The following is a 23895-nucleotide window of genomic DNA, read 5'->3' as shown; positions in this document are numbered from 1 at the left end:
ATGAGTTTAGATAAGATACTCGAAGACAAGCTGCGCAGGTTCAGCATCTTCGAGGACCTGAGCGATGTAGACCTCGGAAAAGTGGCAAGTAAAGTTTCGGTGGTGCGATTCGAACGCGGCGAAACCATCATTGCCCACGAAGCGCGCGACACCGATGTCTTCCTGCTTTTCGATGGTCAGGTTCTGGCCAACCGCTACTCGCTCGCGGGCCGCGAGATCAGCTATCGCCGCTTGCCGACCTATTCGTATTTTGGCGAGCTTGCGGTGTTCGACGGACAGCCGCGCTCGGTCAATATCGTGGCAATGTCCGAGGTCGAGATCGGACGGCTTTCCGGCCCCGCCTTCAGCGACCTGATGGCGGCGATCCCTTCGATCAGCAAGGCGCTGCTGCGCGATATGGGCGCCCGCATCCGGGAATTGTCCGACCGCATCTATGTGACCACCGCAAGTTCGGTAAAGATGCGATTTTACAACGAGTTGATCCGCAATGCGATGGCGCTTGGCGGGGGTGACGGGGAGATCGTGCTGAAAGACCCGCCGACCCATGCCGAATGGGCTGCCACCGTTGGCGGTCAGCGCGAGACAATCACCCGCGCGATCAGCGAGCTTACCTCGGTCGGACTTATGCGAAAGCAGGGGCGCAATCTGGTGATCACCAATTTGCATGGCCTGATGGATCAGGTCGAAGAGGTGTAAAGAAACGCGCCGGATAACGCCTTGCCCAAAAAAAAGCTCCCCGGGTGAACGGGGAGCTAGGCTTCGGGTCGCTAGGGCCAGGAACTCATGGCCCTGTCCAGTGTGATACAGATCGCGATATCTCACCGATGTGCAAAAAGTCACCTAGGCAAAAATACGGGTCTTTTCCCCGAGGCCTTGGCTGCTTGTTCGGCGTGGAGGCGGGTGCGCTGGCAAACAGGCTGGCAAAAGGCGAAAGCGATTTATAGAAGCGCGCGACTATGGCGAGCCTTCCCGACATCCCGATCTGTATTCTCGCCGGAGGCACTTCGCGCCGGTTTGGCGAGGACAAGGCGCTGGCCAAGCTGAATGGCAAGCCGCTGCTACGCCACCTTGTCGAGCGGGTGCGCGGGCAGACGTCGGGGCCGATTGCGATCAATGCGCCTGTCTCGATGGGATTTGAAAATTGGGAATTGCCCGTCATCGCGGACACCACGTGGGAAGGCGCAGGGCCGCTTGCCGGGATTGCGACCGCGATGGAATGGGCAAGGACGCGCAAGGCCGCACATATCATCACGATTGCCGTCGATCTGCCCTTCGCGCCGCCCGATTTCGTCAGCAAACTCGCAAGCCACGGCGCGCCTGCAATCGCGTTCAGCAACGAACGCGCCCATCCGGTCAATGGCCTGTGGCGGGCCGATCAGATTGCTGCGCTCCATAGCTATCTGGAAAACGGCAGGCGCTCTGCCCACGGATGGGCCGAAGAATGCAAGGCTGCTGCGGTGCCCTTCGACTTCGCTGGCGATGAGGTGGACCCGTTCTGGAACATCAACACACGCGAAGAGATGGCTAAAGCTCAAGGAATGCTCGGCAACTAGGCCTTTGCCACCTCCTGAAACACCCCGCCTGCCAGCACCAGCTGACGGTCTGCCGCTGCGATCGTTTCCTGCCGGTGGGCGATGATGACGCGCGTGATCCCCATCGCGTTGATCGCCTCGTTCACAGCCGCCTCGTGCTTGCTATCAAGGTGGGCGGTGCCTTCGTCCATGAACAATATCCTTGGTTGGCGATAAAGCGCACGCGCGAGCAGCACCCGCTGTTTCTGGCCGCCGGACAGGGTCGAGCCCATGTCCCCGATCAGCGTTTCGAACTGCATCGGCATTGCCATGATATCTTCGTGGATCGAGGCCGCAGCCGCCGCATTGACCACCCGCTGCATATCGACCTCATCATCGAAAAGCGCGATGTTATCGGCAATCGACCCTGCAAACAGGCTGTCTTCCTGAAGGACCGCGGCAACTTGGCGATGGAAGCTTTTATAGCCAAAGCGTTTCAAGGGGATGCCATCGACCAGCACATCGCCGCCTTCGGCTTCGACGAGGCCAAGCATGATCTTGAGCAACGTCGATTTGCCTCCGCCAGAAGGGCCGGTGATCGCGACGTGTTCACCCTGTTCGATCCTAAGATTGACGCCTTGCAAAACCATCGGATCGCTTGGCGAATAGCGGTAGAAGACGTCTTTCAGCTCTATCGACCCGTCAAGTTCGGTGTGGGTTTCCTGACCCTCGCCAAAGCTGCGGTCTTCATCCGACAGGGCGATGTCGGAAAGACGCTCCAGATGCAGGCCCAGCATACGGAACTGGATCGCCTGATCGATCAGCGCGGCGGACTTGCTGATAAACTGGTTCTTGTAGGCGATGTAGGCAAAGACCATGCCCACGCTAAAGCCTGCGCCTTCGATCACGAAGCTGACCGCCAGATAAATGGTGAGGATGTTCTCAATCCCGAAAATCAGAAGGTTCGCGCTGGACTGCCAGATGCCGATCCGGGCGAGGCGCACGTTGGAATTGACCGAATCCGTCAGCTTCGTCTGCCACAGCGCATGGCGCAGCGTCTCGCGCCCGAAAAGACGCAGCGTGACCATGCCGCGAAGGCTTTCGATCAGGGTTGTTTGCTCTTTACCACCGGTGATGATGGTCGCCTCTTCTGCCTCGCGCTGGAATGAGAAGCTGACCAAACGCGCCGCGCCGTAGAGGAGGAATGCGATGATCGCGATGAAAGCCAGAAGCGGGCTGTAGAAGAACATGACCGCAAGCGTGAAAATCGCCATGACCCCGTCGACCAATGCTGCCACCGCGCCTTGGGTGAGAAGGTCCTGGATCGGGGTGATTGACTGAAAGCGCGAGAGGATGTCTCCGGTGTGGCGTTTTTCGAACCACTCGATCGGCAGGCGGAACAACCGCCGCGCGATGTTGGTCGCAAGGCCATAGCCAACGCTTGTGCCTGCGTTGAGAAGCACGAAACTCCTGAGCAAGCTCGCGATCACATTGATGAGGGTAAAAAGCCCGAAACCAATCGCCAGCACGCTCAGCAAATCGCCATCGAGCGCCGGCAGCGCGTTATCAATCGCGATCTGCATGTAATAAGGCGAAGCGAGCACGAAGGCCTGAAGCACGAGGCTGAGCAGCAGGATCTGCACCAGTGCGCGCTTCAATCCCGTCATCGATTGCCACAGCTGCGAGAGCCGGAGCCGGTCGCGCAGGGACTTCTTATCGAAATCGCTGCTGGGGCGAAGCTCAAGCGCGACGCCGGTGAAGTGGTCCGATACCTCGCTCAGCGCCATCCAGGTCGAACGCCCATCGGGATTATGGATAAGCGCCTTACCCCCCTTCACCGCCTCGATCACGACATAGTGATTGAGGTCCCAGTGAAGGACGGCTGGCATGTGCAGGTTCTGCAATTCTTCCAATGGCAGCTTGACCGCCCGCGGGGTCAGGCCGATCTGATCGGCAAGCCCGATCAACGCCCGCAATGGCGCGCCGCGCAGCGAAGGCGAATATTTGCGCCGCATCGTGCCAAGATCGACATCAAAGCCGTGGTAATTGGCGACCATCGTAAGGCTCGCAAGCCCGCACTCGGCCACCTCGGTCTGCCGCACCAGACGCACCTTGCTGCGCGTCATAAATCCAAGATCCAGTTCCATGTTATCGCTTCTGCACAGCAAAGAGGGGTTCAAACAGCCACTCGATCAGCGACTGGTTTTCAGTGACGATCCGCGCGGTAAGGGTCATGCCGGGGACCAGCTTTTCCATGCGCCCGAAGGCGCTGATTTCGGTGTCCTGCAACTCGACCACCACCGGATAGACCGAGATGACCGAACCGTTCGGTCCCGATTGCGTCAACGCGCTGCTGGCGACGGTGCGGACGGTTCCGGTGACGGTGCCAAATCGCTGATAGGGAAAAGCGTCGATGGCAAGGCGCACCTCCTGCCCCACTTTGACAAAACCGATTGCCTGGCTGGGCACGTTCAATTCAGCGCGCAAGGTCGAGCCCTCCGGCACAATCGCCATGATCTGGTTTTGCGGCCCCACCCTTTGGCCTGCGCGCATGGTGAGTGCGGTGACATTACCGGTAATGGGCGCCGAAAGCGCATAGGATCGCGCGCCCTGATTGCCCGCCGCTTGCTGCGCAACCTGTGCCCGGCTCGCCGCGATCCCTGCCGCCTGGCTTTGCGCCTGCGCTGCGATATTGGCGGCGGTCGTTGAAATTTCGGCCAGTGTCGCCGTGCGCGAAGTCAGCGTTTGCTGCAATTGCGCCAATTGTTGCTGGCGCGAAAATAGCGTGTCTTCGCGCCGTTGCAGATCGACCTGGCTGATAAACCCGCGTTCGGCCACGCTTTTGGCCTGATCGAGATTTTGCTGCGCGGAGGCGACCAGATTTTCCTGCAAGTCAATTTGCGAGCGCAGCTGCTCGATCTCGGTGCGAAGCCCGGCTGCCTGAACCGCAATCTGCCCGCGCTGCGCGTCGGCTGAACGCTGCGCGGCGGTCAGTTGGGCGGCTAGGCTTGCGTCCTGCTGGGCGATGGCTTGCTGGGTAAGAGCGGCGGCGGAAAGGCCGGAGGCTGCGTCTTCTTCGGCGCGGATCGCGACCAGCGTTGCCCCCTCCTCGACCCGCTCGCCATCATCGACCAGAACTTCGGTGATAGTGCCAGCGCGCGTCGGGATGATCGAGGCGACCCCGCGATCCGGAACAACGGTGCCGGTGACGGTTTCAACGCGCGAATAGCTGGCAAGGCTGAGGAAGATAAGCGCAATGATGACGGTGCCGAATATGAGATAGCCGATAATCTGCCACGGCATCGGCACCGCAATCGACACCTCGCCCGAGAGGCGGTCCTTCTTCTGGTTGAGGACTTCACTTCGAAATAATGATGCCATGATCGCGTGTGTCGCACCCTCCCTAATGCTTGGCCCTAATGCTTGGCCCTGATGGCCGGCTCGTTAGCGTAAGGGGTGGTCTAGCCGCGTTTTGCGGGAAAGCGGAATAGTGCAAGTGGGTTAGAGCGGTGGCAAATCGCGCCCGTTCTTGTTCAGCTTTGGGTTCGTTTACCCTTGGATCGCGAACGCACCGCAACATAGCCGCATACCGCACCGACAACGCAGCCGACCATAACGGGAAGCGATGGCGCCGTGCCTGTAATCAAGGCGAGAAAGGCAACCACAGTCGCTGCGATCAATCCTGCGAGGGCTGAAAAGGCAATAGTCTTTGTCATTGCTGACCTCCATCAATTGGCATTCTGCCATGCCCCTTCGAAAAGGGACATGGCAAAAAGCACATCATTAGTCGTTCCAGGTCGAGATGATGGCGGTGACCGCGCCGCCAACTGCGCCGCCAATCGCACCAGCGACCGCGCCAACGCCAGCGCCTGCCGGACCACCGGTGACCGCGCCGCCAACTGCGCCGCCGATTGCGCCGCCAACTGCGCCACCGACCGCACCGGCGCCCACTTCACCCCAATCAACAGCACCGTTGATCAGTTCGATTTCATCAAAGGTCAGCTCTTGAAGACCGGCTTGAGCGAAAGCAGTGTGGTTCATGTTTGACATTGTTCTTCTCCATTTAAAAACACCGGCGCGGGCATCCGGCACATAGTTTTCCCGCCTTTCCGAAGCGCGCGCATGCATCTTCGAATTCTGTGGTTTTGAAGCGGGTGCGATTGCGCACCCGGCTTCTTGTGATGGTGTGTGGGGAACGGGTAACGCGGGCGGCGGCCAAACCGGCGTGGCAAGCTGCCGCCCGCGCTCCTGTTCCTACCCGCTTACCAAGGTTGTGGGATCGGATATGGTGTCGGCAGTGGACGTGGTCCGGGCATCGGGAACGGGAACGGACCTGGCACCGGCATGGGCAGCGGCATGGGCAGCGGCAAAGGCAGCGGGCCGGGAATGGGGTAAGGCAAAGGCTGCGGGAAAATGCTCAGAGCGCCGCTTACGTCGCCGATTTCGTGGTCAGTCAAAGTCTTCATTGTTCTTCTCCAATTTGTTGGCGCAGCGCACACAGAACCGGGACGAAGCTTCCCTGTTATCCAAAGCGTTATTTCCGCCTGGAATCTGATGTTGTGAGCACGGTCCAAAGGTCTGACAGCGCTGCAAATTATGGTGTGATGGGCAAAAGCCCGAAGGTAGCGGCCAGGGCCGCCGGTTTACGCGCTGAAGAACTCTTTCACCGCATCTTCGATACGGCTGCCGATTTCTCCACCAACCGCAGCTCCTGCGTCGGTTCCGGTCACGGCCCGGCCAATGGCGCTGCCCACGGCACGGCCTTTTTCGCCAGCACCGTTCACGGCATCGAGCTCGTGTGATTTGAGGTTTTTCATGTTATGTCTCCGATAGTTTTCCGGACCATCAGGCCGCAGCGCATCTGCGGGCCTGATGTCGAAAGGCGTGAAAGGCTCAGAAGCGGACGAAAACGGGGCGACCTTCGAAGGTCACAGGATCGCTGCCTGGAAGGGGACGAGGACGGGTGGGACCAGCCATCATCATTCCGCCGACGACGCTTTCGATTTCTGTTTTGCTCAATATTTTCATGTCTCTTCTCCAAGGTCTGAGTGCTTGAAAAAGACGAGCTTCCCCGCCCCCCGGAACCGCTTCCCCAAGGGGCAGGCAGTTTCCGGAACGTGAACCGGTCACAGTCGCACTCGTGGCTGTGGCGGCCCTTCGAATTTGCTGAGGCCGGATGAGAACGCTTGAGCTCGCGCGCTCTTCGCATCTCTCATCCGACCTCTTGCGGTTTTGCGCAAAAGGACCAGGCGGCCCCGGACTGGAGTGGAAAGATCGAACCCTGCTGCCCCCACACAGTGAGGGCGGTATCTGGTCAATCCGGCCATCTAGCCATTTTGCACATTCGCAAAGCCGGGCGATCGGTGGGCAAAAGAGTCTTCCGTTTGATCAGATGCGAACAAATCAATGTGCACTGTCATATGCGGTTTTTCGTTTTTCCCAGCCGTCGCCAGCTGATGATTTGAAAATCGCGGAAAACCAAAACTTTCTCAATAGATACAATGCTCTAGGCGCATAGACTTAGGCTGGAATTGCTAGCTGAAGCGGGCTAAACCGGAGGAGCTAGGCCCTCCAATCTAGACGGGTCCGGCTAGGCGAAAGGGGCTAGCGATGTGGGGTTAGCAAGACCGGCCTAGACCGGATGTGCTGCCAGTGGATAAGCGACGCGTTATAGTGTGGATGGACTATGGCGATGCGCCGCGTGAAAAGGCATCATTGCTGACAGTCTAGGAGTATTCGACTGTGAGAGTTCAACGCCAAAACATAGCGGGCAAGCCAAGGATGCTGGTGGCTGACGACCACCCGATCTTTCGCGAAGGGGTCGCATCCATACTTGCCGAGATCGACCCCGAGATCGAGGTCGAGCACGCGAGCACCTATGAAGAATTGATGGAGGTCGCGAGCGCCGGCGGGGATCCGCAGCTGTTCTTGCTCGACCTTCGTTTTCCGGGAATGGATATCGACAAGGCGGTGCCGCAATTGCGGACCAAATATCCGCTTACCTCGATAGTGATCATCTCGATGGCCGATGACCGGCGTTCGACCGATCACATCATGTCGACCGGCGTTGACGGCTTTATCAGCAAGGCGGCAAGCCAGGATCAGATCCGCGACGGGATCAAGGCGGTGATGAACGGCGAATTCGTCAATGTGAGCGCGGCTGGCGGGCTTGAGGGGACGACATCGGTGTCGCAATTCTCCGGCCTGACGCCGCGCCAACTGGACGTGCTTCGCGGGATCGCGCAAGGCCACTCGAACAAGCAGATCGCGATTGATCTGGGCATTTCGCCCTTCACCGTGCGCATCCACGTCTCTGCGCTCCTGCGCGAGCTCAAGGTCGATACGCGCACCGCAGCAGCGGCGATGGCGACCAAATACGGGGTGTAGTCGCCCGCTCTTTCTTACACCGGTGGATACTCTCAAAAGGGGCCGCGCGATTGTGCGGCCCTTTGTTTTGGGCGCGTCATGGACCAATGATCGCGGCGTTGTGTCTTTCCAAGGGAGCAAGGCAAGGGGCGACGATATCGGCGGGCAGCAATGCCGGTCGCATACAAAAAGGGCGGCTCCAGGGCCGCCCTTTTCCAATTGCGCTTTCTCAAGCAGATAATTTCGCGTGATTATACACTGCCGCCAACGTCGATCACAGGCGGGATCGTGCAACCAAACACCCAGCAGATCCAGCCAGCAGGCTTGGGATTTCCGCGAACGAGGTCACCGGTCATGCCACCACCCACTGCGTCGATTTCGGTGCTCATCAGCGATTGAATTTTCTGCGTTTCCAATTTGCTTCTCCAGTCCAAATTTTTGTGCGACCCCGCTCTCTCGGCGGGACAAGGATCAAGTTACACACACCTGAGCAAGTGACACTAGCTACCATGCACTAGTTGGGCGTTTTTACCCGGCGAAGGGACATCAGCGCAGAACGCAGCTGTGCGGCGCGCAGGGGTTTGGTGAGGATCAAGCCCGAATAGCCGGGCAGATCGTCGCGGATCTGGTCGGGGTGATGGCCCGAAATGATGATCAGATCAGCCCCGAGCTTTTGTATCCTCTCCACGACACCGGCGTTTTCGGCCAATGTGCCATGATCGCCAAAGTCAAAATCGCTGAGCACGATGTCGCAGTTTGCGATCCCTTCGGGAGGGCGTGACAAGGGGGTCACATCGCAGCCCCATTTTTCCAGCAAGGCAGCGGTGGAATAGAGCGTTTCCTCCTCGTCATCGGCCACCACCACGCGAAGGCCCGAAAGCGGCAATCTGCGCTCGTTTTCAGGGCTGTCGGGCGCCGACGATGACGAGATGATGCGCAGCCCCTCAATAGTGGCCACCGTGCCCTTGCCCAACTTCGATCCAAGACCAAAGCGCAGATCGAGAAGGCGTGCCAGGCGGTTCACGATGGCAAGGCCAAGCCCCTTGTTTTCCGAACCAAGGCTTGAGCTTGTGGCAGAGCGGTAAAACTCCTTTTGCACCTTTTCGAGCTCGTCAGGCGCGATCCCGCGTCCATTGTCGGCAACATAAAGGGTGAGCCCGCCCTCTTTTCTGCGGCACCCCACGATCACCTTGCCACCCGATGTGTAGCGGATCGAGTTCGAGACAAGATTTTGCAGCATCGTCCCCAGCAAGGCGCGATCTGTCCTCACCACCAGATCGCACGGGATAAGGCGCAGATCGACGCCTGCCTGCTCTGCCGCAAGCCCATTCTGGCTATCGACCTCGGCCAAAAGTTCGTTGATCGCAACCGCGCTCAAATCCTTCTTGAGCGTCCCGCTCTCAATCGCCGCAATATCAAGCAGGGCGCGAAACATCCGGCGTGCATTGTCCACCGACCACGAAATCTTGGATACCATCTCCTGCTGTTCACCGGTCAGATCGGATTGCGACAAACGGTCAGCGAGCAGACCAATTGCATGGATGGGCTGGCGCAGATCGTGACTGGCCTGCGCGAGAAATTGCGACTTTGATTCCGCTGCGCTGCGATAGATATTGATCGCCTCGCGGCCGCGTTGCCAGAACCTTGCTATCCCGACGCTCACGATCAGAACGATTGCCTGCGAGGTTTCCTGAAAGATCAGGAACCGTTCAAGCACCAGAGGGCTGATGATGATGAGGACAAGCGCCGTCGTCGCGATCCACAGACCATATGGCCGCCTGAGCGTGATCCACCCGATCGTCACCACGATCGCCAGAAGAAAGGCCGGCATCCAGCCGAGCGAGGTTGGAGGCCCGTCGATCAATGCCTGGGCAGAAACAAGCGAAAGGGCCGCGCGGCTTGTGTAGGGATCGAAGGGGGTGACAATCGTATCCCGGCCAACCTGATCGGTGTAGGCGATGATGACCGACTTACCCGACAGCCCGGCCGCGATTTCGTCATCTTTCAAAACGTCAATCGCGCTGAATTGGGGTATTGTGCGCGTGTCGTAGCTGAGATCGACCGTGAACAGGTTCTGGAGTGGTTGCGAGGCCCCTTGCGCCAGAACGGAGGCCGGAGACGGCACCACACCGCCGCGCGTCTTGACCAGATACTGCGTCAGAATGGGGGCATAATCATTGGACCGGCGAAAAACGGCGATGCTTGGTTCAACATATTGGGCAATCGCAGGTTCGACCAGTTGAAAGGGTGGCGAACCGTCCGAAGGCGAATTGCCCCGCCCCGCCCCATTCATAAGCCTCATCTCCCGCGGCGCGATATCGACTTGCCAGCTTGGCTTTGACGAAAGGTTTGCAAGGGCATCGACCAGCCTTTCATCATCGTCACCGATATCAAAATATTGCTGGGCGATGATGACTTTATTGGGATGGTGCTGCGCAAGGCGACCCAGAAGATCGGCAAGGTCTGACTTTGACCACGCCCTTGCGGGAAGCTCGCGCTCTGTCTTCGCGTCGATGGCGATGATCACGCCGTCCCCTTCATAGGGTTTGGAATTGAGCTGCGCGGTGACCGAACGCTGGAGCCAATCATAAGGCTCGATCGGAACCACGATTGCGACCAGCGCGATCAACAGGGCAAGCGCCACCCCTTCGCGCCGCGAGGGACGTCTGAAATATCGTTTGAGATCGGATAGTCCGCTCATTCCTGTGTCTTTCCCTGAAAGCTAGCGCGCCAAACTGTAAGCGCAATCCGGCTATTCGTCTGCCAACCTTGGCCAAAGCGCAATGTCGGCCAAAGGTCGATAGTTCACCTGCACTATGCGCGCGCGCACTTCCTTTGTCAGACGACCTTGCTTGACGATCATCGCAAGTCGGGCAATGCTGAGGCAAAAGAAAACAGGGCGGAAGGGGAAACGCTATGCGAAAGGCATCGGCAAGAGGCAGCGTTACGGGCCTCGCGTGGGCAAGCGTGCTGGCTTTCAGCGTTGCTGCGTGTTCGGGCGATGGGCCAGAGGCCAGCGCCGAGCAGACAAGCGACGGCGAAGGCACGATCGAGCTCGCCGAGTTTCCCGACCGCCCTTACTGGGGCGACACCCACCTTCACACCGACAATTCGGTCGATGCTTTCGGCTTTGGCACGAGGCTGGGGCCCGAAGCGGCATTACGGTTTGCGCGCGGCGAAACCGTGACCGCGACCACCGGCGCAGATACACAGCTTGCAAGGCCGCTCGACTTTCTGGTGATCGCCGACCACTCCGATGCTCTTGGCGCGACCCGCCGCCTTTATGATGCGCCGCGCTGGTATGTGAACTGGGTGATCGGCGATGAAACCGTGCTTCGCTGGTATGACATGATGCACGAAAGCCCCGAGCAATCGACAAGGGCGATCGGCGAATTGATTGCAGCCGCAGCGGAAGGCAATGTCCCCGAAGCCATGCAGCCGGATGACGATGCCGCCGAAGAGGCAACCAGGGACATCTGGAACACCCAGCTTTCCATCCTCGACCGCTATAACGAGCCGGGCGTTTTCACCGCGCTTGCCGGATATGAGTGGACCGCCATGCCCAATGGCAACAATTTGCACCGGGTGGTGATGTTTCGCGATGGCAGCGACAAGACGCGCCAGACCGTGCCCTTCCCCGGCCTTCAGACCACTGCCCCGCAATTGTGGGAGTATATGAAGAATTATGAGAGCACGACCGGTGGGCGGGTTCTTGCGATCCCGCACAATCCCAATCTGTCCAACGGCTTGATGTTCCAGATGACGATGGAAGACGGCTCGCCCATGACCGCGGAATACGCGAGCCTTCGCGCATGGGCAGAGCCGGTGATCGAGGCAACGCAGATCAAGGGGGACAGCGAAACCCACCCTTACCTGTCCCCCAATGACGAAATGGCCGGCTTCGGCGTTCAGGGGTGGGATTTTGGCAATTTGTCTCTGACCGAAAAGACCGAACCTTCGATGTATGCAGGCTCCTATGCCCGCTCGGCTCTGCTGCGCGGGCTTACGCTTGAGCAGCAGATGGGCGTCAATCCTTACGCCTTTGGCATGATCGGTTCGACCGACAGCCACACCTCGCTTGCAACGGGGGACGAGGACAATTTCTGGGGCAAGCATACGGGTAACGAGCAAAGCTATACGCAGCGCGCAATCCAGGGGCAGAACCTTGGCACGCGCGAGGGGCGGTTTGGCTGGCATTACCTTGCAGGCGGCTATGCGGCGGCTTGGGCGCGGGGCAACACCCGTGCGGAAATATTCGACGCCTTTGCCCGGCGCGAGGTTTACGCCACCACCGGTCCGCGCATGAGCGTGCGCGTGTTCGGCGGCTTTGGCTTTACGGCTGAGGATTGGGACGGCGATTGGGTGCGCAAGGGCTACAGCGAGGGCGTGCCGATGGGCGGCGAGCTTGACGATCGCGGTGAGGCTCCAAGTTTCCTTATCAGTGCGCTGAAAGACCCCGAAGGCGCCAACCTTGACCGGGTTCAGGTAATCAAGGGCTGGCTCGACGGCGCGGGCAATATGCAGGAGCGCATCTACGACGTTGTGTGGAGCGATATGGACGCCCGCGGGAAAGTTGGCGGCAGGCTGGCGCCTGTGGGCGACACGGTCGACCGCGACACCGCAACCTACACCAACACGATTGGCGCGTCCGAATTGCGCACGACATGGACCGATCCCGATTACCAGCCTGGGCAGCGTCCGTTCTATTATGTGCGGGTTCTGGAAATCCCGACACCGCGCTGGACGCTGTATGATGCAGTGCGCTTCGGCGTGACACTGACCGAGGAAGCGATGGCCGATGCCGTGGCGCAGGAGCGCGCATACACTTCGCCAATCTGGCTGAAATCAGCGGGATAAGGGGCCTTCATGAAACTACCCAATTGGACGCGCGAGCCGCTTGTCCATTTCACTGTGCTTGGCGCGGTGCTTTACGTCGCGCTCACTTGGGGCGGAACGCCGCCTGATCCGGCCAGCCGGGTGATCAATGTCGGCTCTGAGGAGAAGGAGCGGATCGCGCAAAGCTGGAGCCTTTCGATGGGCAGGCCGCCGACCGATGCGGAGCTGGACCAGGCGATTGATGCCTTCGTGCGCGAAGAGGTGCTCTACCGCGAGGCGCTGCGGCTGGGCTTTGACGAGAGCGATCTGGTGGTGCGCCGTCGGCTGGTTTCTAAAATGGACCTGTCGGCAAGCCTCGCAGCGGAAACAACAGAGCCATCGCAAGAGGTTTTGCGCGAGTTTTTCAAGGCCAATAAAGAGCTTTACACAGACCTTGCGGCGGCGAACGCCGAGGTGAGCTTTGAACAAGCAATCTTTAGTAGTGAAAACAATGCTTTAGGCGCACTTTCGGCAAATTCGTTCACCGGTGAACAAACCTCCCTGCCAAGGCGTGTTTCATCAACTAAACTGCGTGATGTCGAAGCCCGGTTCGGAGCCGAATTTGTGCGCGGGCTGGCTGAATTGGAGCCGGGTGAGGAATGGCACGGTCCGCTGCGTTCGGGCTTTGGCTGGCATATTGTAAAGCTGACCGGTCGCGATGTGCCGGAACCCGATTTTGACGCGCTTCGCACAAGCATTGCCAACGACTGGCGCACCGCCGAGATCGAGGCCCGCAAGCGCCGCGCTTACGAAACCTTGGCCAGCGCCTATCGCATCGACATCGAGAGGTGAGAGCGATGATCCGCTGGCTTGTCGCCTTGTTTGCCATGTGCCTTGCAGGCCCGCTCGCAGCGCACGAACTGCGCCCTTCCGTGGTGGAAATGCGCGAGGTGGAGAAAGGCGAGTTTACCCTCGACTGGAAGGTGACACTGGCGGTGGGAAGCGCGGGGCTTTTGACCGAGCGCCTTCAGCCCGTCATCCCCGACAATTGCGCCATTCGTGGCGAAGCGGTGCAGCGCATCCAATCGGCTGCGCTCATGGGCCGGGCAAGCCTTATTTGCGAGGGCGATCCTGCAGGCGGGGCCTTTGGCCTCAGCGAACTTTTGGGCAGGTCCGATGCCATCGCGCGCTACATTCCGATGGATGCGCCCACGCAAAGCTATCGTCTGACCGCCGATGAGCCAGCGGCCATCATCCAATCCGAACCCTCTGCTTTGAGCGTACTCTACGATTACTTCATCATCGGCGCAGAGCACATCATCTTTGGCTGGGACCATCTGCTTTTTGTCATCGCGCTGGTGCTGCTCGTGCGCGGGCCTTGGCCTGTCGTCAAAGCTGCGACCGCCTTCACCGTCGCGCACTCGATCACGCTGGTCGCGACGATCCTCGGCTACTCGGGGCTGCCATCGCGGCCCGTCGAGGCGCTCATCGCGCTTTCTATCGTGTTCCTTGCCGTAGAGGTCGCGCTGGTCCTGCGCGACCCGGAACGCATGACGCTCACACGCCGATACCCTTGGGCGGTGGCCTTCGCCTTTGGCCTTGTCCATGGCTTTGGCTTTGCCGGCGCGCTCGCTGACATTGGCTTGCCGCAAAGCCAGCTTGCCGCTGCCCTCTTTGCGTTCAACATCGGTGTTGAGGCAGGCCAGCTTCTGGTCGTCGCGCTGACGATCCTGCTCCTTAAAGCACTCACCAAGGCGCCTCAGCAACGCGAGGTGCAGACGCTCACCGCCGCAACCTATGCGATCGGCACAACCGGCAGCTTCTGGCTGATCGAGCGGCTGATCGGCTAGCCGAACATCTCCGGCTGAAGCGGATCGAGTGCGACCTGCGGTGCAAGCGGCATGATGCTGACACTGTCGGCCAAAGCCGCCACCCCTGCATCGCCAGCCGAGCCTGAAGCCCCGCCGCCGAACCAGTCGCCATAGGTCTCTTCACCAAAGCCGTTGGCATTGAGGTAGTCGATCACGCCCTGCTCGTCCTGATAGTTGGCATAGCGGATGTTGCCATCTGCTTCCATGATCGCGCGCAGGTAAGCGGTGCCATCGGTAAGCGCGAAATAGACCTCCTGGAGGCCATCGCCATCATAGTCGTTTGCGCCAAGAACACGGTTGATGTTCTCAATCGCAAGGTCATTCTGGAAGCGTTGTTGGCTGTCAAAAGGACCAAAGCGTTCGACGACCCCTTCTTCGACCAGAGGGTCGATGTAGATGCCCGCAACGCGCGTTTCGCCGGCCCATGAGAAGTCTTCGAAATAAACGAGGCCATTGGGCGCCGTACCCACGGTTGCGAAGCGGCCAATGGCGTCATTCACAAGGATCTGGTCGATATCGCCATCCCCGTTCACATCCGCCTCGCCAATGCGCAGCCAAGCGCCATCGCCGCCAAGCGCATTGCCGTCAAAGTCGCGGATGGCGCTCATCGCGTCTTGGTAAAGGGTTGGGTCTGGCGTGTTGAAATTGACGCTCACCCCGGTGCCGGGAAGCAGGCGCAAGGTCTGATCATCGAACTGCGCGAACTCGATGCCTATGAGCAGGTCTTCGCCGTCACTGCCGAGCACGCCGAACGAACGGTCGACGAATTGGACAAGGGTGTATTCGGACAAATTGCCGCGGAAGATCGCTGTGTCGACATTGGAGCCGCCCTCAAGCACGTCATTGCCGAAGCCGCCGGTAAAGACATTCACCGCACCGTCGCCGATTATGACGTCATCGGCGCCACTACCGATAACGCGCTCAATGCTGATCAGTGTATCGAACCCGAACTCACCGGTGTTCTGTGCCGTATCGAGAGTCAGATCGATGCTAACCGGGCCAAACGAGCCGCTATAGTCAGCGGTATCATCTGCTTCGCCGCCGTCGAGCACATCGTCGCCAAAGCTTCCGTCGAGATAGTCTGCGCCGTTCCCACCGCGCAGAATATCATCGCCAAACTGGCCGAAGAGTTCATCGTCGCCGTCGCCCCCTTCAAGGACGTCGGCATCATCCCCGCCGTTCAAGACATCGTTGCCCTGATCACCAAACAGGCTGTTTTGCCCAAATCCACCATCGAGCAGGTCATCGCCATCGCCTCCGCGAAGGATGTCATTGCCAAATGCGCCCTGAATGAAATCATTGCCTCCAAGGCCCGACAGCTCGTTATCGCCGTCATTGCCCGTGATCAGGTTGGCGAGGTCATTACCAACGCCAATACGCGCATTGCCGCGCAGCTCGAGAGTTTCGATATTGGCGGCAAGCACAATGTCCACCGCTGAAGTAACCCGGTCATTGCCGCCGCCCGCGCTCTCAACAAGAGTGTGAGTGCCGCTGTCGATCACGTAAATGTCATCGCCCGAACCGCCGTCGAGGATGTCGGAGCCCTCGCTGCTGAAGAGGGTGTCATTGCCCGCACCGCCGAAGATGGTGTCATCGGAAAGCGAGCCTGTGATGCTGTCATTGCCGCCAAGGCCGAAGATCGGAGCGGACCCCGCGATTGTAACAGCCGGTTCGCCAAACCCGCCGGACAGGTTGATGGTGTCGCCAATAGCTGTGCCTATGATCTCAAAACCGGAAAACCCGCCGTCTGAGATGGTCCCTGCAATACTCACGATTTGTTCGGACTGGTCGCTCGTGCCTTCGCGAAGGGCAGCCCATTGCAGTTGGCTATTGGCAGCCGTTGCAATGATGGTCGCCCCATCCGCCGCGGAAAAACCTTCGATGCGGTCCCGATTCAGGCCCGCTTCGAGATAGATGGTTGCGCCGCCTTCGCGCACGAAAATATCATCGTCTCCAGCCCCACCGCGAATGATATCGCCTACGCCGAAACTGACGATCGAGTCATTGCCGGCACCGCCGAGAAGCTCGCCCTCACCCGAGATGAAGTCATTGCCCTCGCCCCCGTCAAGACGCCCCGCGCCGAACAATTGGTCGTTGCCTGCCTCGCCATAGAGTTCATCGAAATCGGTGCCTGTGCCAAAATCCTCGCCGCGAATTTCGTCATCACCCGATCCGCCGCGCAAGATGTCAGAGCCGGAGCCACCAACAATCGTGTCATCGCCGGAACCACCTGTCACGACATCGTTGCCGGAACTCGTGTCGACATCAATCGCGGTCGCAAAGCTCTCTCCAAGGATCAGCGTGTCACCAAGGAAGCTGAAGACAAAGTCGAACTCTTCGAAATTGACGATTGTGGTGCCGCTGGTTGCCAGGCTTTCGAAAACGAAGTTGAGGGCGGTGTCAAACCTGCCGATCTGCAAAACGTCTGTGCCCGCGCCGCCATCGAGGATCTCGCCTGACGCAAAGGCGGTTACAGACACACGATCATCGCCCGCGCCTGCATCGACATTATCGACCCCGTCACCCGGTGTGATGAGATCCTCTCCGGCGCCGCCAAGGATCGTGTCATCGCCAGCGCCGGCGGTCAAAGTGTCATTGCCATCACCACCTTCGAGCCGGTTGTCACCCGAAAGGTCGGTCAAGCTGTCATCGCCGCCTAGGCCGATCAGCGTGTCATCACCGCTTTCACCATCAAGGTCATCGCCGCCCGATGTGCCGCTCAAGAAGTCATTGCCGCCCCCACCGCGAATAAATTGGCCGAAGGTGTAAGCCTCGCCCCAGATCACGCGGTCATCGAAAGCACTCGTTTCACCGAAATAGAGGACGTTCTCAATATCGCTGATCGCTTGCCCGCCGAGCAGGAAGACGCCTGTTGCGATGTAGTCGGAAAAGTCGATATCGACCGCTTCGCTCAAGGAGCCGCCGAAAGACGAAAAGATGAGTTCGTCAATTCCAGCGCCGCCAATGTAGGTGTCATTCGAGCCAGAGAAGTTGATTTGATCGTCGCCGTCGCCTGCATCGATGATATCAAGCGCGCCGTCGCCGATACCTGCGTCGATGAAATCGTTGCCATTGCCGCCAGAGATGGCGTCAGCGCCTGATCCTCCGCGAATATTGTCGGCTCCATCACCTCCGATAAGAATGTCGTCGCCAATGCCGCCATCAAGATCATCATCGCCAGTGCCGCCGTCAAGCGTATCATCGCCCGCCCGACCGATAAGGCTGTCCCTTCCGCCAAGGCCGGCAGCAGTGTCATCGACATTGGTGCCGCGATAAAAGTCGTCCTCGGAAGTCCCCACGAAATCATCACCCGGTGCCAGCGGGGCATCCGGATCAAAGCCGAAATTGAACGTCGTGAAATCACCCACTTGCGTGTTCTGGAAGATGACAATTCGCGGACCATCTCCAAAATTGCTGAACGCAAACTCGAGCTGCACGTCATTGCCCACCTGGGTGAGAACTGTCTCTCTCAAGGCAAAGGGATTGAAATCAGGATCGCCAACACTGTCCGTTTGGAGGCGTATCCACGTCTCCCATTCAAGCTTGTCGCCGCCGTCCCCAGCCTCGAAATCGGTGATGATGATCGGGCGGCTGGTAAGGAACGTGCTTTGCCCAAGCGCGTTCATATCGACCACATCCGAGCCAGCGCCAAGCGTGATCTCATTAGAGCGTGGCTGGTTGTTCAAAACAATACGATCGTCCCCGTCGCCCAGATCGACGATTATCGCATCGCTGGAGGAGCGGAAGAAGTTCACGGTATCGTTTCCGGCACCGCCAAATATCTGATCTGGATCAAGCGAGAAGGAACTGCCGAAATAGCCTGTGATGTTGATGGTGTCGTTTCCACCACCACCAAAGATCATATTGGTGCCAAACGCTTCGTTTATCACATCATCGCCGTCGCCGCCGCGAATGATGTCGTTGCCAAAGCCCCCCGTGATCGTGTCAGCGCCCGCGCCGCCGTCGATCGTGTCGTCACCGTCCGCGCCGTCAAGCGTGTCGTCACCGCCATTGCCATTGACCGTGTCCTGTCCCGCTGTTCCGGTGTAGGTATCGGCGTTCTCGGTCCCCTCGAAGGTGTCGCCTTCCCCTCCAGCAACCGGATCAATAATCCCACCGAAGTTGAACGAGGTGAAGTCTTCCACCAGCGTGTTCTGGAACACCGCCAGCGTGGTGATAGTGCCGTCTGTAAATTGCGAGACGCGTTGAAGGACAACGCTGTTGCCATCCTGAAACAGAGCAAGCTCGCCCGTGCCGAACGGATCGCCATTGCTGTCGACAATCGATTGGCTGATGTCGAGATCAAAAATGTCCCCGCCATCGCCTGTCTCAAAGTCGAGGATAGTCGCTGTCGCCGTGCTCGTCTGACGGATGGTGTCCGACCCTGCGCCTAGCGTGATCGCGGTTGTAAAGCTTGGATCACGTGACATGCTGATGAAGTCATCGCCTTCGCCCATGTCGATGGTGAAGAAACCGCCAACACTGGCATCAATGAAGAGGGAATCGTTACCCGCGCCGCCATCGACACTCACATTGTTATCACCGCCTGCAAAACGCTGAATCCTGAATTGGTCATCGCCGCCTCTGCCAACGAAGGTATCGTTGCCGCCGCCGCCATCGGTAAAGGTGTCGTTGAATTCAGAACCGATAAATTCATCGCTGCCTCTTGTGCCGATGAAATTGGTGGCCTCCTGCGCGCCGCCAAGGTCGGTGTTCACATCGGGCAAATCAACAAACTGAAGCCCTTCAAGAATGACGACATCGAAACTCTCGCCAGAGGATGAATTGCTGAATCGCAGCGCCATATCAGCCCCGATATCGACCCATTCAATCGTATCGCCGCCAGACGATTTGTAGGCGCTTGCAAGGTTTGCAATCTGAAGAAAGTCGCCGCCCTCACCAAGCTCGAAATCGGTGATACGAACGGGCCCTGCGCTAAGGCGATTGACCAGCGAACCGCCGAAATCAAAGAAACGCACCCTGTCAGCATCCGGCCCCAAAGTGACCTCAAACCCGCCCGAGGCAAGGTTCGCGATATCGAGTGTGTCGGTGCCTGCGCCAAGGTCGATATCGACGCTGCGCGTGGAAAAATCACCGTCGATTTGCCCGGCGACTTCGACGCTATCATTGCCAGTGCCTGCGTTTACAACGACATTGCCGCCGTCAAGATCGTGAACCAGCCTTATCTCATCATCGCCCGCGCCGCCATCGACGAAGTCATCGCCAACAGAAACAATCATCCGATCATTGCCCTCGCCGCCAAAAATTTGATCGTTACCAAAAAGGCCATCGGAAATGGTGTCGTTTCCAAGGCCGCCCCTGAAGATGTTGTTCCCCTCATCGCTGCCCAACTGGTCATCGCCATCCCCCCCCTCGATGAGGTCGTCTCCGAAGCCGCCGTTGATGATGTCGTCGCCGCCATCGCCGAACAACTCGTCGTCACCAAAATCACCGAAAAGGAAATCTTGATCAGCGCCACCATTGATAATGTCGTTGCCATCTCCGCCGTTGATCTCGTCAACGCCGTCTCCGCCATTGATTGTATCATCACCGCTGGTGCCGTTGATGATGTCATCACCATCGGTTCCGTTGATCGTGTTTTCTGGCTGAGCGTCCACGACGGATGCGAAAAGACGCGATTTCTGGGAAGACAAAATCCGATACCCCTGTGACCCTAAGAGTCTGCAATATCGCAAACTATCCTACGTTCGCGATACTAAAGACTGGGTGAGACAAAGCAAGACACAGCCAGACATTTCCGATCGCATGGGAGGGGGCGTTTGGTGGTTGCCATATCCTGTTTCGCAGTGGCATTCTCGTCCAATTGAGGGAGAATGACATGTACACGATCCACGGCGCACTTGCATCGCCATATTCGATGAAGATGCGCGCAGCATTGCGCTACCGCCGGATCACGCATGTCTGGTCGCACGGGGGCCATGCTCAGCAAATCGCCGCGCAAAAGGTGAAAGCGCCCGTGATCCCGGTGATCGAATATCCGGATGGCAGCTTTCACAACGATTCCACACCGCTGCTCTACGACCTCGAAACCCGCCACGCCGCTCGCAGCATCGTGCCCGAGGATGAAGGCAGTGCATTCCTTGCCCATTTGATCGAAGACTTCGCCGACGAATGGCTAACAAAGGCGATGTTCGGCTATCGCTGGCTCGAAGAGGTCGACCAGGTGCAGATGAGCCGGTGGCTTTCCTTTGATGCGATGAAGGGCGGCGGACTGGACAACAGCCAGAAGGCAGCAGAGGTGTTCCGCGACAGGCAGGTCGGACGCATGGGGATCGTCGGCTGCACGGCTGAAAACTTTGCTCTCATCGAAAACTCGGTTCGCCGCGTGCTTCGCGCGCTCGAAGATCATGTGGTCGATGAACACTGGCTTTTTGGCAGCCGCCCTTCGCTCGCAGAGTTTGGCCTTTTCGGACAGATCTCCCAGCTTGGCGTTGACCCGACGGCGCAGACCATGATGCGGCGCGATTTTCCCTATACGCTTCGCTGGCTGCTACATGTTGACGATGCGTCGGGCATCGAAGGCCAATGGGACAGACCTCAAGCGGCGCTGCGCCCGGTCGTCAGGCTAATCCTCGCAGAAATTGGCCGCGTTTACTCGCCGTTCCTTATCGCCAACGCTGCGGCATTTGAGGCGGGAGAGGAGATGTTCCGCATCGAGGTCGGAGGGCTGCCATATGAACAGGGAACCTTCAAGTATCAGCTGAAATGCCTCTCGGACTTGAGGGCGCGATATGCCGCGCTTTCCCTTGCGACACGCGAGCGCATCGACCCGGTTTTACGGGAGGCAAACTGCCTCGAAATGCTCGCCTGATCTGCTGGCGCCAAATAAAAAAGGGGGCCACCTGACGGCAGCCCCCTGTTTGCTTTCAAAGCGTCAGCGATCAGAACTGGATTTTCGCTTCAACGCCCCAGACCTGCGGATCGTTCACGAAGCCGGTGAGGTTGTTGAAGTCGATTGCACCAATCAGGTTTTCTTCATCGGTGAGGTTGCGCACAAAGGCTGCGATCTCGAAGCCGTTGTCGAAGTCGATGTAGCCTGCGCGAAGACCGATTTCAAAATTGCCATCCACGTTGAATTCTTGCGATTCATAGAGGAAGAAATTGGTTTCACCCAAACGCGTGTAGTCACCGAAAAGGTAGATCTCGCCGCCGCCGACAGGGATCGCATAGCGGCCCGTCGCGGTCAGGATCGTGCGCGGTGCCTGCGGGAAGGGATTGCCGTCGATTGCTGCAAGCGTGGTGCCATCCACTGTCACCGTCGGATCGGTCACGGTGCAACCACCGCCACAGAATGCGACCAGCAGGTTATCATCCTTAATTTCGGTGTCGTTGAGGCTGTAACCCAGAGACAGGTCGAGATTTTCGACCGGTGACCAATCGATGTCGAGCTCGAAGCCTTTACCAACGCCCTTGTCGGCATTGATGAGCTGGTTGAAGTTGCCAAGCCCGCCAATTGCGGTGAACTGCTGATCATCGACCTCGTAGTAGAAGCCCGCGAGGTTGATGCGCAGGGTGTTGTCGAACAGCGATGTCTTCACACCGGCGTCAAATGAGGTCACCGTTTCGCTGTCGGCAACCGTCACCGCATTGCTGAACAGCAGACGACCCTGGATCGATGGCCCGCGGTAGCCGGTGGCGACCCGGCCGAAGAGTGCCACGCCATCGCTAACCTCGTAATTGAGCGCAAGGTCCCAATTGACTTGGGAATCGCTGGTTTCGGTCCTTGCATTGATCGGGCCAAGAAAACCGATCGGACGCGAACCGGTGAGGGTCTTTTCGTCGTCCGTGTAGCGAACGCCGCCAGTAACGGTCAGCGCATTGGTGAGGTCATAGCTGAGCTGACCGAATACAGCGAAAGCGTCACTCTTTTGCGTGGTGATCGCCAGGATCGTTGGAGCCGGCGTTCCAAACCCATCGAAAGCCGCGCTGTCAGCGGTGAATTCGTCGGTGAAGTAATACGCGCCGACCTGCCAGCTCAAAGGACCGCCATCATTGTTCGAGATGCGCAGCTCCTGGCTGAATTGCTCGATATCGGTGTCGGTGCTTCCGGTTTCCGATGGAAACGGGATGAAGCCGGGGAAGGAGCCACCGGGCAAGAAGCCTGCACCTGTACCGCCGTCGATATCGCCGATGCCATCGCTATCGCCGACATAGTAGCCTGTGACAGAGGTCAAGGTGACTGCCCCCGCGTCCAGTTCATTGCGCCATGTCAGACCAAAAATCTCGGTGTTCGAGATATTGTTGCGGCCCCCATCATAGGCGACGCTGAAGCGATCAAAATTGTCATTGAGTTCGTTTGAACCGGGCGACAGGATGTTCGCACGGAACAAGCTCGTTGTGCCTTCGAGCCGCTGATACTGCGCAGTCAAAAGCGAGGAGAATTCAGGCATAGGCTCAAACAGCAGATGCGTGCGCACCGCGATCGAGGAAAAACCGCCAAGATCATCTTCGCCATCGTTGTTACCGGCAAAATCGGCGCCCGGGTTCACGTTCTCCACAAAGTCACCGCGGCGGGTAAACTCACCGGCGACGCGCGCTGACAAAGTGTCTCCGAGGGGACCGCTAAGCGCGCCGTTCAGCTTTACCGAGTTGAAGCGCCCGTAGGAGCCCGAAACATAGCCTTCGAAAGTGTCGGTAGGCTTGGCGGTGTCAAATTTGATGATACCGGCAGGCGTGTTGCGCCCGAACAAGGTGCCTTGCGGCCCGCGCAAAATCTCGGTCTGCGCAATGTCAAAGATCGGAAAGCCTTTGAGAAGCACGTTTTCGAGCACGATGTCGTCGGTGACAATCGACACGGGCTGCGAGGCGGAAAGATCGAAATCAACATTGCCAAGGCCGCGGATGTAAAAGCGCGGTGCCGTGCGCCCGTTTGACCCTTCGACGTAAACGCTCGGGATTCGCGCAGAGAGCCCGCGAATATCGGCCCCGCCGTCAAGAATATTGTCGAGTTTTTCTTCCGAAACAGTCGCAACCGAGATTGGAACATCCAAGATGCTCTGTTCGCGCCTTTGCGCGGTCACAATAATAGCACCCTCATCCTGGTTATCCGACTGTGCGGTTTCCGCACCGTTATCGGCCTGTGCAAATGCAGCGGTGGAAAGCGAAGAAAGCGAGAGGGCCAAGACAGCGCTTGAGGCCTTGAGAATTGCGGACTTTGCCATGAATACTTACCTTTTACTGGTTCTGCGCCACGGGAGAGGGATAAGGTAATGCGCGTGGCGGACGCTTGGACGAGTTTCCGTAAGCGTCAAGCCTGCACGGCACAGGGTCTGCGAGTTTCCGGAGAAGTGTTGCAGTTCGGCAGCGAAGAT

General features: G+C 58.6%; 18 protein-coding genes. 7 read left to right on the top strand and 11 right to left on the bottom strand.

The annotated features are described in order from the left end of the window. Window positions 1-696, top strand: a complete 696-nt coding sequence (locus MWU38_RS11975) for a Crp/Fnr family transcriptional regulator (RefSeq protein WP_247272049.1) — start codon at window positions 1-3, stop codon at window positions 694-696. Window positions 697-956: 260 nt separating this feature from the next. Continuing rightward, a complete protein-coding gene (locus MWU38_RS11970) occupies window positions 957-1553 on the top strand; it encodes a molybdenum cofactor guanylyltransferase (RefSeq protein ID WP_247272048.1) in 597 nt (198 codons plus the stop codon). Here MWU38_RS11970 and MWU38_RS11965 read toward each other — a convergent pair. The 7 genes from MWU38_RS11965 to MWU38_RS14945 form a co-directional block, all read right to left on the bottom strand. Then, window positions 1550-3658, bottom strand: coding sequence for a peptidase domain-containing ABC transporter (locus MWU38_RS11965; RefSeq protein ID WP_247272047.1), 2109 nt, complete (start codon window positions 3656-3658; stop codon window positions 1550-1552). The two genes, MWU38_RS11970 and MWU38_RS11965, sit on opposite strands and share 4 nt — an antisense overlap. A 1-nt stretch (window position 3659) precedes the next feature. After that, entirely contained in the window at window positions 3660-4892 is a 1233-nt protein-coding gene (locus MWU38_RS11960) for an HlyD family efflux transporter periplasmic adaptor subunit (RefSeq protein ID WP_247272046.1), read from the bottom strand. A 152-nt stretch (window positions 4893-5044) separates the two neighbouring features. Further along, entirely contained in the window at window positions 5045-5227 is a 183-nt protein-coding gene (locus tag MWU38_RS11955; protein WP_247272045.1) for a hypothetical protein, read from the bottom strand. Between the two features lie 67 nt (window positions 5228-5294). After that, window positions 5295-5561 carry a hypothetical protein gene (locus MWU38_RS11950; RefSeq protein WP_247272044.1) on the bottom strand — a complete coding sequence of 89 codons (267 nt, stop codon included), beginning with the start codon at window positions 5559-5561 and terminating at the stop codon, window positions 5295-5297. Window positions 5562-5773: 212 nt separating this feature from the next. Then, the gene (locus MWU38_RS11945) at window positions 5774-5977 is read right to left on the bottom strand and encodes a hypothetical protein (RefSeq protein ID WP_247272043.1); all 204 of its coding nucleotides are present in this window, start codon (window positions 5975-5977) and stop codon (window positions 5774-5776) included. Between the two features lie 177 nt (window positions 5978-6154). After that, complete coding sequence (locus tag MWU38_RS11940; RefSeq protein ID WP_247272042.1) at window positions 6155-6328, bottom strand: hypothetical protein; 174 nt, start codon at window positions 6326-6328, stop codon at window positions 6155-6157. A gap of 76 nt (window positions 6329-6404) precedes the next feature. Beyond that, window positions 6405-6530 (bottom strand): hypothetical protein, encoded by a 126-nt coding sequence (locus tag MWU38_RS14945; protein ID WP_281494669.1) that lies wholly within the window; start codon window positions 6528-6530, stop codon window positions 6405-6407. Between the two features lie 768 nt (window positions 6531-7298). Here MWU38_RS14945 and MWU38_RS11935 point away from each other — a divergent pair. After that, complete coding sequence (locus MWU38_RS11935; RefSeq protein WP_247272041.1) at window positions 7299-7898, top strand: response regulator transcription factor; 600 nt, start codon at window positions 7299-7301, stop codon at window positions 7896-7898. Between the two features lie 230 nt (window positions 7899-8128). On the opposite strand, the gene MWU38_RS11930 is transcribed toward MWU38_RS11935, so the two are convergent. Continuing rightward, the gene (locus MWU38_RS11930) at window positions 8129-8266 is read right to left on the bottom strand and encodes a hypothetical protein (protein WP_247272040.1); all 138 of its coding nucleotides are present in this window, start codon (window positions 8264-8266) and stop codon (window positions 8129-8131) included. Between the two features lie 125 nt (window positions 8267-8391). Next, on the bottom strand, window positions 8392-10578 hold the full coding sequence (locus MWU38_RS11925) for an ATP-binding protein (protein ID WP_247272039.1): 2187 nt from the start codon (window positions 10576-10578) through the stop codon (window positions 8392-8394). Between the two features lie 215 nt (window positions 10579-10793). Here MWU38_RS11925 and MWU38_RS11920 point away from each other — a divergent pair, with 215 nt between their 5' ends. Genes MWU38_RS11920 through MWU38_RS11910 form a run of 3 tightly spaced genes read left to right on the top strand, consistent with a single transcriptional unit; the run spans window position 10794 to window position 14542 of the window. Further along, entirely contained in the window at window positions 10794-12734 is a 1941-nt protein-coding gene (locus MWU38_RS11920) for a DUF3604 domain-containing protein (protein ID WP_247272038.1), read from the top strand. A gap of 9 nt (window positions 12735-12743) precedes the next feature. Then, window positions 12744-13544, top strand: a complete 801-nt coding sequence (locus tag MWU38_RS11915) for a peptidylprolyl isomerase (RefSeq protein WP_247272037.1) — start codon at window positions 12744-12746, stop codon at window positions 13542-13544. Between the two features lie 5 nt (window positions 13545-13549). Next, window positions 13550-14542 (top strand): HupE/UreJ family protein, encoded by a 993-nt coding sequence (locus MWU38_RS11910; protein ID WP_247272036.1) that lies wholly within the window; start codon window positions 13550-13552, stop codon window positions 14540-14542. Here MWU38_RS11910 and MWU38_RS14940 read toward each other — a convergent pair. Further along, the gene (locus MWU38_RS14940) at window positions 14539-20181 is read right to left on the bottom strand and encodes a hypothetical protein (protein ID WP_348646894.1); all 5643 of its coding nucleotides are present in this window, start codon (window positions 20179-20181) and stop codon (window positions 14539-14541) included. The two genes, MWU38_RS11910 and MWU38_RS14940, sit on opposite strands and share 4 nt — an antisense overlap. Window positions 20182-20402: 221 nt before the next feature. Between MWU38_RS14940 and MWU38_RS11890 the strand changes: the two genes are divergently transcribed. Next, window positions 20403-21395, top strand: a complete 993-nt coding sequence (locus MWU38_RS11890) for a glutathione S-transferase N-terminal domain-containing protein (protein ID WP_247272035.1) — start codon at window positions 20403-20405, stop codon at window positions 21393-21395. 70 nt (window positions 21396-21465) lie between these two features. Here MWU38_RS11890 and MWU38_RS11885 read toward each other — a convergent pair whose 3' ends face one another. Next, a complete protein-coding gene (locus MWU38_RS11885) occupies window positions 21466-23745 on the bottom strand; it encodes a TonB-dependent receptor (RefSeq protein ID WP_247272034.1) in 2280 nt (759 codons plus the stop codon). Between the last annotated feature and the right edge of the window lie 150 nt (window positions 23746-23895).

The sequence above is a fragment of the Qipengyuania sp. S6317L1 genome, assembly GCF_023015615.1.
Classification (GTDB): domain Bacteria; phylum Pseudomonadota; class Alphaproteobacteria; order Sphingomonadales; family Sphingomonadaceae; genus Erythrobacter.
The sequence above is the reverse complement of the archived record's forward strand: the minus strand, read 5'-3'. Positions and strand labels throughout refer to the sequence as shown.